Source organism: Pseudomonas fluorescens NCIMB 11764 (genome assembly GCF_000293885.2).
Lineage (GTDB): Bacteria > Pseudomonadota > Gammaproteobacteria > Pseudomonadales > Pseudomonadaceae > Aquipseudomonas > Aquipseudomonas fluorescens_B.
The window spans coordinates 2,026,572-2,039,657 of sequence record NZ_CP010945.1 but is presented as its reverse complement, the minus strand read 5'-3'; the positions used below and the strand labels follow the sequence as shown (position 1 = coordinate 2,039,657).

The 13,086-nt window shown below is 59.1% G+C and carries 11 protein-coding genes and 1 other RNA gene; 11 read left to right on the top strand and 1 reads right to left on the bottom strand.

From position 1 onward, the window contains the following. The first annotated feature begins 141 nt into the window (after window positions 1–141). The 8 genes from B723_RS09215 to ssrA all read left to right on the top strand — a co-directional run bounded on the left by B723_RS09215 (window position 142) and on the right by ssrA (window position 9,216). A complete protein-coding gene (locus tag B723_RS09215) occupies window positions 142–1,836 on the top strand; it encodes a lactate permease LctP family transporter (protein WP_017336454.1) in 1,695 nt (564 codons plus the stop codon). Window positions 1,837–1,987: 151 nt separating this feature from the next. Next, window positions 1,988–2,812 carry a (Fe-S)-binding protein gene (locus tag B723_RS09210; protein WP_017336453.1) on the top strand — a complete coding sequence of 275 codons (825 nt, stop codon included), beginning with the start codon at window positions 1,988–1,990 and terminating at the stop codon, window positions 2,810–2,812. Beyond that, window positions 2,809–4,266, top strand: a complete 1,458-nt coding sequence (locus tag B723_RS09205) for a LutB/LldF family L-lactate oxidation iron-sulfur protein (RefSeq protein ID WP_017336452.1) — start codon at window positions 2,809–2,811, stop codon at window positions 4,264–4,266. Before B723_RS09210 ends, B723_RS09205 begins: the two co-directional genes overlap by 4 nt. After that, the gene (locus B723_RS09200) at window positions 4,263–4,934 is read left to right on the top strand and encodes a LutC/YkgG family protein (protein ID WP_017336451.1); all 672 of its coding nucleotides are present in this window, start codon (window positions 4,263–4,265) and stop codon (window positions 4,932–4,934) included. Before B723_RS09205 ends, B723_RS09200 begins: the two co-directional genes overlap by 4 nt. Beyond that, window positions 4,931–7,741: an FAD-binding and (Fe-S)-binding domain-containing protein gene (locus B723_RS09195; protein ID WP_017336450.1), complete on the top strand. Its 2,811-nt coding sequence runs from the start codon at window positions 4,931–4,933 to the stop codon at window positions 7,739–7,741. Before B723_RS09200 ends, B723_RS09195 begins: the two co-directional genes overlap by 4 nt. 200 nt (window positions 7,742–7,941) lie before the next feature. Next, window positions 7,942–8,214, top strand: a complete 273-nt coding sequence (locus tag B723_RS09190; RefSeq protein ID WP_017336449.1) for a hypothetical protein — start codon at window positions 7,942–7,944, stop codon at window positions 8,212–8,214. A 236-nt stretch (window positions 8,215–8,450) separates the two neighbouring features. Then, window positions 8,451–8,729: a hypothetical protein gene (locus tag B723_RS09185; protein ID WP_017336448.1), complete on the top strand. Its 279-nt coding sequence runs from the start codon at window positions 8,451–8,453 to the stop codon at window positions 8,727–8,729. A gap of 93 nt (window positions 8,730–8,822) precedes the next feature. After that, window positions 8,823–9,216: a transfer-messenger RNA gene (ssrA, locus tag B723_RS32055) on the top strand. 97 nt (window positions 9,217–9,313) lie between these two features. Here ssrA and B723_RS09180 read toward each other — a convergent pair. After that, window positions 9,314–9,979: a GntR family transcriptional regulator gene (locus B723_RS09180; protein ID WP_080995107.1), complete on the bottom strand. Its 666-nt coding sequence runs from the start codon at window positions 9,977–9,979 to the stop codon at window positions 9,314–9,316. Window positions 9,980–10,243: 264 nt separating this feature from the next. Here B723_RS09180 and B723_RS09175 point away from each other — a divergent pair, with 264 nt between their 5' ends. Genes B723_RS09175 through B723_RS09165 form a run of 3 tightly spaced genes read left to right on the top strand, consistent with a single transcriptional unit; the run spans window position 10,244 to window position 13,078 of the window. Next, window positions 10,244–11,476: an NRAMP family divalent metal transporter gene (locus B723_RS09175; RefSeq protein ID WP_031318365.1), complete on the top strand. Its 1,233-nt coding sequence runs from the start codon at window positions 10,244–10,246 to the stop codon at window positions 11,474–11,476. A gap of 28 nt (window positions 11,477–11,504) precedes the next feature. Next, complete coding sequence (locus B723_RS09170; RefSeq protein ID WP_017336445.1) at window positions 11,505–12,275, top strand: LamB/YcsF family protein; 771 nt, start codon at window positions 11,505–11,507, stop codon at window positions 12,273–12,275. Further along, entirely contained in the window at window positions 12,272–13,078 is an 807-nt protein-coding gene (locus tag B723_RS09165) for a putative hydro-lyase (RefSeq protein ID WP_017336444.1), read from the top strand. Before B723_RS09170 ends, B723_RS09165 begins: the two co-directional genes overlap by 4 nt. Window positions 13,079–13,086: the final 8 nt, after the last annotated feature.

The window sequence follows — 13,086 nt, the reverse complement described above, 5'->3', positions numbered from 1 at the left end:
TTCGACAAAAGTTTTAGGGCGGCAAATTGACACACCGCCTACAAGGCTTTTACCCTAGCGAACAGCGATTGTAAATTGGTATTACCAATTAACCAAGAACGCTGACAGTGCATGACCAACAACAATTAGGGGCCACCCCATATGCAAACCTGGCAACAGCTCTATACCCCGCTCGGCAGCCTCGGCTTTTCCGCGCTCGCGGCCGTCATTCCCATCGTGTTTTTCTTTCTGGCGTTGGCCGTGTTCCGGCTCAAAGGGCACGTGGCGGGCAGCATCACGCTGGCCTTGTCCATCGCCGTGGCCATTTTCGCTTTCCAGATGCCGGTCGACATGGCATTCGCCGCCGCCGGGTATGGCTTCGCCTACGGCTTGTGGCCGATTGCGTGGATCATCGTGGCAGCGGTTTTCCTCTACAAGCTGACGGTCAAGAGCGGTCAGTTCGAGGTGATTCGCAGCTCCGTCCTGTCGATCACCGACGACCAGCGCTTGCAGGTGCTGCTGATCGGTTTCTGCTTCGGTGCGTTCCTTGAAGGTGCAGCCGGTTTCGGCGCACCGGTAGCGATTACTGCCGCACTGCTTGTCGGACTGGGCTTCAATCCGCTGTACGCCGCAGGCCTGTGCCTGATCGCCAACACCGCGCCGGTGGCGTTTGGTGCCCTGGGGATTCCAATCATCGTCGCCGGGCAAGTGACTGGTATCGATGCGTTCAAGATCGGCGCCATGACCGGCCGCCAATTGCCGCTGCTGTCGCTGTTCGTGCCGTTCTGGCTGGTGTTCATGATGGATGGCCTGCGCGGCGTGCGGGAAACCTGGCCGGCAGCGCTGGTGGCCGGCTTGAGCTTTGCCATCACCCAATACTTCACGTCGAACTTCATCGGCCCTGAGTTGCCGGACATCACCTCGGCCCTGGCCAGCCTGATCTCCCTGACGCTGTTCCTGAAAGTCTGGCAGCCAAAACGCGCTGCAGGCCAACACATCGCAGGCGCGGTCTCGGCCTCCGTTGTGACTGCCAGCGCCGGCGGTTTCGGCCAGCCGCGCACAACCGTGGCGTCGCCTTACAGCCTGGGTGAAATTTTCAAGGCCTGGTCGCCGTTCCTGATCCTCACCGTACTGGTCACCATCTGGACCCTGAAGCCGTTCAAGGCGATGTTTGCCGCTGGCGGTTCGATGTACGGCTGGGTGTTCAACTTCGCGATCCCGCACCTCGATCAAATGGTGATCAAGGTCGCCCCGATCGTGACCGCGCCAACCGCCATTCCGGCCGTGTTCAAACTTGATCCGATTTCCGCGACCGGCACGGCGATTTTCTTCTCCGCGCTGATCTCGATGCTGGTGCTGAAGATCAATCTCAAAACTGGTCTGACCACTTTTAGAGAGACGTTCTACGAGCTGCGCTGGCCGATTCTGTCCATCGGTATGGTGCTGGCGTTTGCTTTCGTCACCAACTACTCGGGCATGTCCTCGACCATGGCACTGGTACTGGCAGGCACCGGCGCGGCGTTCCCGTTCTTCTCGCCGTTCCTCGGCTGGCTGGGCGTGTTCCTCACCGGTTCCGATACCTCGTCCAACGCGCTGTTCAGTTCGTTGCAGGCGACTACCGCACACCAGATCGGCGTCAACGACACCTTGCTGGTCGCAGCGAACACCAGCGGCGGCGTCACCGGCAAGATGATCTCGCCACAATCGATCGCCGTGGCCTGCGCCGCGACCGGGCTGGTGGGCAAGGAGTCGGATCTGTTCCGCTTCACCCTCAAGCACAGTCTGTTCTTCGCAACAATCGTCGGCTTGATCACGCTGGCTCAGGCCTACTGGTTCACCGGCATGCTGGTGCACTAAGTACTACGAGAAAAAACGCAAAAACCGACGCCGGACCACGATTCCGGCGTCAGCTATTCACAACCCGGTCTGTAAGGCTGCTGAAAGCATCACTCACTATATTCAGCAGCCTCAGCGGACGGATAACCGGGCCCACCCGGAGACACGCCTGATGAGCGAGCTTTTTTACAACGCCGTGCCGAACGCAACACGCGTCGCCCCGCCACTGCCCGAGCCTCGGCAATACCCCGGCGAAAAACCGTCACGGGTCTACCTGTTCGGGACCTGCGTGGTGGATTTGTTCTACCCGGAAGCCGGAATGGACGCGATTCACCTGTTGGAACGCGAAGGCATCCGTGTCGAGTACCCGCAGGGGCAAAGCTGTTGCGGGCAACCGGCCTACACCTCTGGTTACACCGACCAGGCCCGGGCCGTTGCACGCTCGCAATTGGCGCTGTTCGCTGGCGATTATCCAGTGGTAGTGCCGTCGGGATCGTGTGCCGGCATGTTGCGCGAACACTACGCCGACTTGTTCAAGGACGAGCCGCAAACACTGAAACAGGTTCAGGCGCTGGCTGCCCGGACTTACGAGTTGGCCGAGTTTCTGTTGTTCGTCTGCAAGGTGCAGCTCAAGGACAGTGGCGAACCGGTAAAAGTGGCGCTGCACACCTCGTGCTCGGCACGTCGTGAGATGAACACCCACTTGCACGGCCGCGAGTTGTTGGCGCAGCTGGGCAATGTGGAACGTGTCGACCATAGCCATGAAAGTGAATGCTGTGGCTTTGGTGGGACTTTCAGCGTCCGTATGCCGGACATTTCCGGCGCGATGGTGGCTGACAAGACCCGGTCGTTGAAGGAATCCGGGGCGCACAAGGTACTGAGTGCCGACTGCGGTTGCCTGATGAACATCAACGGCTCGCTGGAGAAACAGAAGGAAGCGTTACGCGGTCAGCATCTGGCCAGTTTCCTCTGGCAGCGAACCGGAGGCGGTCAATGAACGCTTCCGCGATTATTCCTACGGTTGCCGTAGAAGAAGATTTCCGCACCCGCGCTCACACCGCGCTGGGTGACAAGCAGTTGCGAAACAACTTTCGCACTGCGATGGATTCACTGATGACAAAACGGGCAGCGTCCTTCAGCGATGCCCACGAAAGAGAACATCTACGAGCACTGGGCAATGCGGTCCGCGCCCGTGCGTTATCGAAGTTGCCCGACCTGCTCGAGCAACTTGAACGGAACCTGACCCGCAACGGTGTGACAGTGCACTGGGCGGAAACGGTGGACGAAGCCAATGGCATCGTCCTCTCGATCATCCGCGCTCACGAGGGGCGGCAAGTGATCAAGGGCAAATCGATGGTCAGCGAAGAAATGGAAATGAACCATTTCCTCGCTGATCGGGGCATTGAATGCCTGGAATCGGACATGGGCGAGTACATCGTCCAGCTCGACCACGAGAAGCCTTCACACATTATTATGCCGGCGATCCACAAGAATGCCGGTCAGGTCGCGTCCTTGTTCCACGACAAACTTGGCGTGGAGTACACCAAGGACGTTGACCAACTCATTCAGATCGGTCGCAAAGTCTTGCGACAGAAATTCTTCGAAGCGGACATCGGCGTCTCCGGCGTCAACTTCGCCGTGGCCGAAACCGGCACCCTGCTGCTGGTGGAAAACGAAGGCAACGGGCGCATGACGACTACGGTGCCGCCGGTGCACATCGCTGTCACCGGCATCGAAAAAGTCGTGGAAAACCTGCGCGACGTGGTGCCCCTGTTGTCGCTGCTGACCCGCTCAGCGCTCGGCCAGCCCATCACCACCTACGTCAACATGATCTCCGGCCCGCGCAAGGCCCATGAGCTCGATGGCCCGCAGGAAGTGCATCTGGTGCTGCTGGACAACGGTCGCAGCCAGGCCTTTGCCGACAGTGAATTGCGCCAGACCCTGAACTGCATTCGCTGCGGCGCCTGTATGAATCATTGCCCGGTCTACACTCGAATCGGCGGCCACGCCTATGGGGAGGTTTACCCTGGGCCGATCGGAAAAATCATCACCCCGCACATGGTCGGCCTGGCGAATGTCCCGGACCATCCGAGCGCATCGTCGTTGTGCGGTGCTTGCGGTGAAGTGTGCCCGGTAAAAATTCCTATCCCCGCTTTGCTGCGTCGCCTACGGGAAGAGAACGTCAAAGCACCGGACAGTCCGCATCAAGTCATGCGCGGCCAGGGCAGCAAATATTCGCGCAAGGAACGCTTTATCTGGAATGCCTGGGCGAAGCTCAACAGCTCGCCGACGCTGTACCGGCTGTTCGGCTTTTTCGCTACACGACTGCGCGCCCTCGCACCGAGCAACGTTGGCCCGTGGACGCAAAACCACAGCGCCCCGAAACCCGCTGCCCGCTCACTGCACGACATGGCCCGCGAGCATCTGGCCAAACAGGGAGACCGCCGATGAGCGCCAAACAGAATATCCTCGCCAAGTTACGCAATAGTCTGACCGGCACCACGCCCGTGCCGGACGAATTCGACGTCGAACTGGTGACAGCGCCCTACACCTACGCGCCCGAGCAACGCATTCCGCAATTGCGCAAACTGATGGAAGCGGTCCACACGGAAATCCATCTGACCTCCGGCGAAGGCTGGCCCGCCCTGCTCGCACAATTGCTTCGAGATCGCCAATTGCCGAGCCTGCTGATCGCGCCGACGACGCCTCACGGTCAACGTGTCGCTCAGCACTGGGAGAAAAATCCGGGGCTACCAGCGCTCAAGTCCTACGACCGTCCGGTCGAAGAATGGAAAGCCCAGCTGTTCAACGACACGCCCGCCAGCCTGACCGGAACCCTCGGTGCAATCGCGGCCACAGGCAGTCTGATTGTCTGGCCGACACGCGAAGAACCGCGCTTGATGAGCCTGGTGCCGCCGGTGCATTTTGCCCTGCTCAAGGCCAGTGAAATCCGCGACAACTTCTATCAGGTGCAGCAGGAATTCAACTGGGCGCAAGGCATGCCGACCAACGCACTGCTGGTCTCCGGCCCGTCGAAGACCGCCGACATCGAGCAAGTCCTGGCCTACGGCGCTCACGGTCCGAAAGACCTGGTGGTTTTGATTCTGGAGGACCAATGAGTCTACCGGCGGCTTTCCTGCGAGATGCACAGAAACTCATCCCTGAAGACCGACGTTTCGACGATCCACTGTCGACATTGGCCTTCGGCACCGACGCCAGTTTCTACCGGTTGATTCCGAAACTGGTGATCCGTGTCGAATCCGAAGACGAAGTGGTGGCGCTGCTCGGACTGGCGCAACGGGATCGAGTCCCGGTGACCTTCCGCGCCGCCGGCACCAGCCTGTCCGGCCAGGCCATCAGCGATTCAGTGCTGATCGTGCTGGGGGATAACTGGAACGGTCGGGAGATCCGCGGCCAGGGCACGCAAATCCGCCTGCAACCGGGCGTGATCGGCGCACAGGCCAATGCCTGGCTGGCACCGTTCGGACGCAAGATCGGCCCGGACCCGGCGTCGATCAATGCCTGCAAAATCGGAGGCATTGTCGCCAACAATGCCAGCGGCATGTGCTGCGGCACGGCGCAAAACACCTATCACACGCTGGCCGGTATTCGCCTGGTGCTCGCCGACGGCAGCCGCCTCGATACCGAAGATGCGGCGAGTCTCGCGGCATTTCGCCAGAGCCACGCAGCACTGCTTGATCGTCTGGCGGCGCTGGGCCGCGAGACCCGCGCCAATTCCGAATTGGCCGCAAAAATCCGCCACAAATATCGCCTGAAAAATACTACCGGCCTGTCACTCAACGCCCTGGTGGATTTCGACGAGCCTGTGGATATCTTGAGCCACTTGCTGGTGGGTTCCGAAGGCACCCTCGGGTTCATCAGCGCCGTGACTTACGACACCGTGATCGACCACCCGAACAAGGCCTCGGCGCTGATCGTGTTCCCGGATGTGGAAACCTGCTGCAATGCCGTGACTGTGCTGAAAAGCCAACCGGTGTCGGCCGTGGAACTGCTGGACCGCCGCAGTCTGCGATCGGTGCAGAACAAACCCGGCATGCCGGCTTTCGTACAGCACCTGTCGAACAATGCCTGCGCCCTGCTGATCGAATCCCGCGCCGCGTCGTCCACTTTGCTGCACGAGCAACTGACGCAAATCATGGCGTCGCTGGCCTCATTCCCGATGGAGAAACAAGTCGACTTCACCGAAGACCCCGTCGAAAACGCTCGTCTGTGGGCGATTCGCAAGGACACCTTTCCCGCCGTCGGTGCGGTGCGCAAAACCGGCACCACGGTGATCATCGAAGACGTGACCTTCCCGGTGGAACAACTGGCCATCGGCGTAAACCGTCTGATCGAGCTGTTCGACAAACATCACTACGACGAAGCGATTCTTTTCGGACACGCCCTGGAAGGCAATCTGCACTTTGTCTTCACCCAGGGCTTCAACAACCCGGAAGAAGTCGCACGCTATCAGGCGTTCATGGATGACGTCGCGCAATTGGTCGCCGTGGAATTCGGCGGTTCGCTGAAGGCCGAGCACGGCACCGGCCGCAATATGGCGCCCTTCGTCGAACTGGAATGGGGCAGCGATGCCTACCAGTTGATGTGGCAGCTCAAGCGCCTGCTCGACCCGAATGGCATTCTCAATCCCGACGTAGTGCTCAGCGACGATCCGCAGATCCACCTGAAGAACCTCAAACCGCTGCCGGCCGCCGACGAGATTGTGGACAAGTGCATCGAGTGCGGTTTCTGCGAACCGGTTTGCCCGTCGAAGGGCCTGACCCTGAGCCCGCGCCAGCGCATCGTGATCTGGCGGGACATTCAGGCCAAAAAACGCGCCGGCGTGGACACCACTGAACTCGAAGCCGCTTATGAATACCAGGGCATCGACACCTGCGCCGCCACCGGTTTGTGCGCCCAGCGTTGTCCTGTAGGTATCAACACCGGCGAGCTGGTGAAAAAGCTCCGCAGCCGTAACGCAACGCATACGAAAACTGCTAATTGGCTTGAAGGCAATTTCGCCACCGCGTTGCAAGGCGCGCGGTTCACCCTGCATGTGGCTAACGGTGCGCGGATGCTGCTGGGGGCGCCACGCCTGGCGAAACTTTCGGCGACGCTGACGAAGCTGTCCAAAGGTCAGGTCCCGCAATGGACCAACGCCATGCCGCAGCCGGAAAAGGCCATTCGCTTCAGCCCGACCGTGACGGATGCGCGTCCGCGAGTGGTGTACCTGGCCGCTTGCGTCTCGCGGGTGATGGGGCCTGCGGCGGGTGATAAAGAACAAATGTCGCTGTACGACAAAACCCGTGGCCTGCTGGAAAAAGCCGGTTACCAGGTCGTCTTTCCGGACAATCAGGACAGCCTCTGCTGCGGTCAGCCGTTCGCCTCCAAGGGTTACGCCGAGCAAGCCGAACACAAACGCCAGGAACTGATCGGCGCGTTGCTGCACGCCAGCCGTGGCGGGCTCGACCCGATCTACTGCGACACCAGCCCTTGCACGCTGCGCCTGGTTCAGGACTTGGGTGATGTTCGACTGGACCTGTACGATCCGGTGCGTTTCATCCGTACGCATTTGATGGACCGGCTTGAATTCACGCCGCAGGAAGCGCCCATCGCCGTGCACGTCACGTGCAGCACTCAGCACTTGGGGGAAAGTCAGGCGCTGATCGATCTGGCGCGTAAATGCAGCAAGAACGTGGTCATTCCCGAGGGCATTCACTGTTGCGGATTTGCCGGGGACAAGGGATTCACTACGCCGGAATTGAACGCTCATTCGTTAAGAACGCTCAAGGACGCGGTTCGGCAATGCAGTGAGGGGATTTCTACCAGCCGCACGTGTGAGATCGGTCTGACGCAACACGGCGGAATTGACTACCACGGGCTAGTCTATCTGGTGGATCGCGTTACCAAGGCCAGGGTGACCTGAAAGCAAGACCTCAAAGAAGGCGAATTTGTGCGCCTTTTTAATGCTTCTTGCCGGAATCGACAGCGCTATCGTAGAAAAATAGAACCCTGCCGTGTTGCCGCAGTCCACTGATCAAGTCCCGCAAAGGTGGGACTTTCCCATACTCGGCAGCCCGTCCTGATGGTCAGCGATACCTGGACCTTCAGTTCAAGGAGATACACATGAAACGTTCTGTACTGTTTGGTTTGTTCGTTACTGCCTCACTGATGGCGTCCCCCTCGTTTGCCGCTGATGACCTCTGTGCGGTCAATCTGAAGACCATTGAAAATGCCAAGGCACAGACTCCTCCGGAGATGGCTGATCAGGTAATGGACAGCGTCAAGAAAGCCCAAGCCCATCAGGCAAAAGGCACCAAGGAAGGGATTGATGATTGCATCGCCGAGACCGAACAGACTATCCAGCAAATCAAGAACGCGAACAAAGGCGGGAAGTAACCCGGCCCGACGTCACCCCATATGAAGCACATCAAAACCCGCCAAGTGCGGGTTTTGTTGCTGTAGGGGTTGGGTTCTACTAAAAAATTTCCTATACCCTTTTTTGCGAAAACCGAATTCCTGCGCAGCGCCGTAGTCTTTTAAGTAGGCCTGATCAATCGTGGCTTATTTTCCGACCTCGGCCGAGCCGCACGCTCATACGGCAGCACCGAGACCATCAGTTCAAGGAGATATCCATGAAACGTACCGCACTCGCTGGTCTGTTCATTTCTGCTGCTATGTTGGCCTCTCCCGTCTTTGCTGCGGACAACAACCTCTGCACGAGCAAGCTTCAAGAGCTCAAAAGCAAAGTGAACTCACTGCCGGCGAGCTCCAGCAACACCGCGATGGAGATCAAAAGACTGATGTCCAGCGCCGAAGCGTCCCAGGCTTCCGGGGACGACAAAAAATGCGTCACCGAGGCCACCCAGGCATCGGCACTCGCTGACAAACTGCGCAATGAAGCCAATCCATAATCGCTGGTGACCAACGCGGGTTGGCCTTCTGAGCCGCGTTGGCGTACACTGCACAGGCTTGTTGCTCACTTGGATTCACGGAGCAGCAGGCTCGGGGCCGTTTAGGATTCGACGCCGGTTGCGAAACTTTAGGTGCATGCCGAGTTGGTAACAGAACTCGTAAATCCACTGTTGCAACTTTCTATAGTTGCCAATGACGAAACCTACGGGGAATACGCTCTCGCTGCGTAAGCAGCCTTAGCCCTTCCCTTCTGGTACCTTCGGGTCCAGCAATCATCAGGGGATGTCTGTAAACCCAAAGTGATTGTCATATAGAACAGAATCGCCGTGCAGTACGTTGTGGACGAAGCGGCTAAAACTTACACAACTCGCCCAAAGCACCCTGCCCGTCGGGTCGCTGAGGGTTAACTTAATAGACACGGCTACGCATGTAGTACCGACAGCGGAGTACTGGCGGACGGGGGTTCAAATCCCCCCGGCTCCACCACTTCATCATCTAAAGACGTCCACGGACGTCTTTTTTTGTGCCTGAAATCCAGTGAATACAGGTGTTTCAGGCCTACCTGCACCGCACATCAAGTCGACTATCGGTTCCTGCTGCGCTCATAAGCTGCCAAGACAGTTCGCTCCGATTGGACCAGGTAGGCATCCAGCATAATAGTCGCCTCGTCCGAGCGGCCTTCCTCAACGCATCGAAGTATCGAAGCATTCATATCGAGAAACGGCAAATGCAGGAATTGGGGATCGTTGAGCAATCCGAAGGCCAGCCGCAATTCAGCCGATATCTGCCCATAAAAAACGAGCAGGCGCGGACTGTCGGCCAGTTCGACGATTGATTTGTGGAACATCATGTTAGCAGTGCCGACCGCTACCCAGTCTTTCGCTTCGCGCGCGCGGACGCCTAATTCGACCGCCTCTTGCATGTGCAGGGTGCCTGGGTGTTGGGGGTAACCTTGGGCGATCGCCTTGCATTCGATGAAACGGCGCACCCTGTAGATGTCGATAATCGACGACATGTCAGGCTCCGCAACTGTTACTCCACGGTTGGGTTCGTGTTTGAGCAACCCTTCACGCGTCAGGACTCTGAATGCCTCTCTCAAGGTGTTCCGCGAAATGTCCAGGTTTTCGGCCAGTGCGGCTTCTGAAAGACGTTGGCCGGGCACGAGTTCACCCTCGACCAGCATTCTGCGTATTTCTTGGGTGATGGATTCTCCCAGTGTTCGAGGAAGAGCGGGAGAGGCGTCATTCATAAAAAATCCAGGGTGAGAAAAACCGCACCATTATTCCATCAGAGCTCAGTGCATGGCACAAGGTCGAAACGTGTAGTGCGCTTCATTAAGTAGCACTTTTATAGGGCGAGGTAACAATTTGGTGCCGATAGCTCAACCATCAGAATTGGATTGTTCAACAAATAAGCATTGATCTACCTACATTGCGTGGTGTTTGCTTGACTCTTGGCATGCTCATTGCTCTGTCAAGGTATCTCTCACCGTAGGAATGATGCCGTGGATGCCGTGACACAGACCACTCAAGAGTTTACAAAAGCTCGGCGCGCTTCTTTGATCGCCGCGATTTTCATGATGGCGACTTCTGCCATCGGTCCTGGATTCATCACCCAGACCGCCACGTTCACAGCCAAGATGGGGGCGGCATTTGCGTTCGGTATCCTGGCGTCGATTCTGATCGACTTCGTGGTTCAACTTAACGTATGGCGTATCGTCTCCCTGACCCGAATGCGTGCCGCAGATGTGGCCAACAAAGCGATTCCAGGCAGTGGTTACCTGCTAGCGGTGCTGGTGATCTTCGGCGGGCTGGTATTCAACGTCGGCAACATCGCCGGTGCCGGGCTGGGTCTGAACGCGCTGCTGGGGCTTGATGCAAAATGGGGCGGCAGTCTGAGCGCCCTGCTGGCCATCGGCATCTTCCTCTCCCACCGCGCCGGATTGGCGGTCGACCGGCTGATCGTCGTGCTGGGCCTGGTGATGATTGGCCTGACGCTGTTCGTAGCCTTTGCCTCCAACCCGCCACTGGGTGAAGCCCTCTACCAGACCGTTCTTCCGGACCAGATCAACTTCGCCACCATTACCACCATTGTCGGAGGTACGGTGGGTGGTTACATCACCTATGCGGGGGCTCACAAACTGCTGGATCGCGGTACTACCGGGGTTGAAAATCTCCAGGCAGTGACCAAAGCAGCCCTGAGCGGCATCCTGGTCACCGGCCTCATGCGCTACATCCTGTTTCTCGCCATCCTCGGCGTGGTTGCCAGCGGCGTAATCATCGACACCTCGGGTCAAGGCGCCAATCCGGCCGCACAAGCCTTCCAGGCAGCGGCCGGGCAGATCGGCCTGCGCGTCTTCGGTCTCATCCTCTGGGCCGCCAGTATCACCAGCGTGATCGGCGCCGCTTACACCTCCATCTCCTTTATCACCGTGTTCAAGCCGAACATCACTGAGCAGGGGCGCAACCGCGCCACCACAGTGTTCATCGCCCTATCGCTGCTGATCTTTGTCCTGATGGGTACTGCTCCTGCCGCACTGCTGCTCTTCGCAGGCGGTTTCAACGGCCTGATATTGCCAATCGGCCTGAGCATCTTCATCTACGTCGGCTGGCGCCGATCCGACCTCATGGACGGTTACCATTACCCACGCTGGCTCCTGGTGCTGGGCGCCCTGACCTGCATGCTGACCTGGTACATGGCAATCAAATCCGTCGGGCCGATCTTTGCCTTCCTCAACGTCGTCTGAGCCTGATAACGAAAAAGGAGTCACGTGAATGCCAACGATAGATATCAATAGTGACCTGGGCGAAAGCTTCGGCGCCTGGAGCATGGGCGACGATGACGCGATGCTCGATATCGTGACCAGCGCCAATGTCGCCTGCGGTTTTCATGCCGGAGACCCGGCGGGCATCCTGCGGACACTGAAAGCCGCAGCAGCCAAAAACGTCACCATTGGCGCCCATGTCGCGTACCCGGACAAAGTGGGCTTTGGCCGACGAAACATGGACCTGGCCAGCGATGAGCTGACTGCCGACGTGATCTACCAGATCGGCGCGCTGCAAAGCCTGGCCAAGGCCGCGGGCACCTCGGTGCGCTATGTGAAGCCCCACGGCGCCCTGTACAACACCATCGCCCACGACCGCCGCCAGGCGCTGGCGGTGATCGCCGCTATCCGCGCCATCGACCCCTCGCTGATACTGGTGGCTTTGGCCGGTTCCGAGCTGATTGAGTTGGCGCGTAACGAGGGCTTGCAGTGTGTCGCGGAGGCCTTCGCCGACCGTGCCTATACACCGCAAGGCACCCTGGTTTCACGACGCGAGCCGGGGGCCGTGCTGCACGATCCCCAGCTAGTGGCCCAACGCATGCTCCGTCTGGTCGAAGACGGCACCATCGAGGCCATTGATGGCAGTCGAACCCGAATCCAGGCTGACTCAATCTGTGTTCATGGCGACAGCCCCGCTGCCGTGGAAATGGCTCGCGAACTGCGCCGCGTCCTGGAGCACGCCAACCTGTCCCTGCGGCCTTTTGCAGGAGATCGTCCATGAATGCCTTCGCCCGCGCCCGCCAGTCGGCCATTGCCGCCGCCCGGGAAGCACGCAAAACCTATCGTGGCGGACTGGTAACCCCCACAGCCGGTATCGCCCCGGGCATGACCCAGGCCAACCTGATCGCCTTGCCGCGCGAATGGGCCTACGACTTTCTGCTATACGCCCAGCGCAATCCGAAAGCTTGCCCGGTCCTCGACGTCAGCGATGCGGGCAGTCCGAGAACAGTGCTGGCTGAAGGCGCAGACCTGCGCACCGATATCCCCCTGTATCGCATCTGGAGGGACGGAAAAATGGTCGAGGAAGTCAGCGACGCCACCCAAGCCTGGGCTGAGCACGACGATATGGTGGCGTTTTTGATTGGTTGCAGCTTTACCTTTGAAACCGCCTTGCAAGAAGCGGGCATCGAAGTGCGGCATATCGCAGATGGCTGCAACGTGCCCATGTACCGTACCAATCGCGCCTGCCGTCCGGCGGGACGCCTACAGGGTGAAATGGTCGTGTCCATGCGCCCGATCCCGCCCGATCGCGTGGCAGAGGCCAGTGGAATCTCCGGGCGTTATCCCTCCGTCCACGGCGCCCCGGTGCACATCGGTGAGCCTGCGCTGCTGGGCATACAGGACCTGAGCCGACCCGATTTTGGCGACGCCGTGCGCATTGAGCCTGGCGAAGTTCCAGTTTTCTGGGCCTGCGGTGTGACGCCACAGGCTGCGGTAGCGGCTTCGGGTGTGCCCTTTGCGATCACGCATGCGCCCGGCCACATGTTCATCACCGATGTGCCCGACAGCACTTACCACGTCTAGGAGTCTCC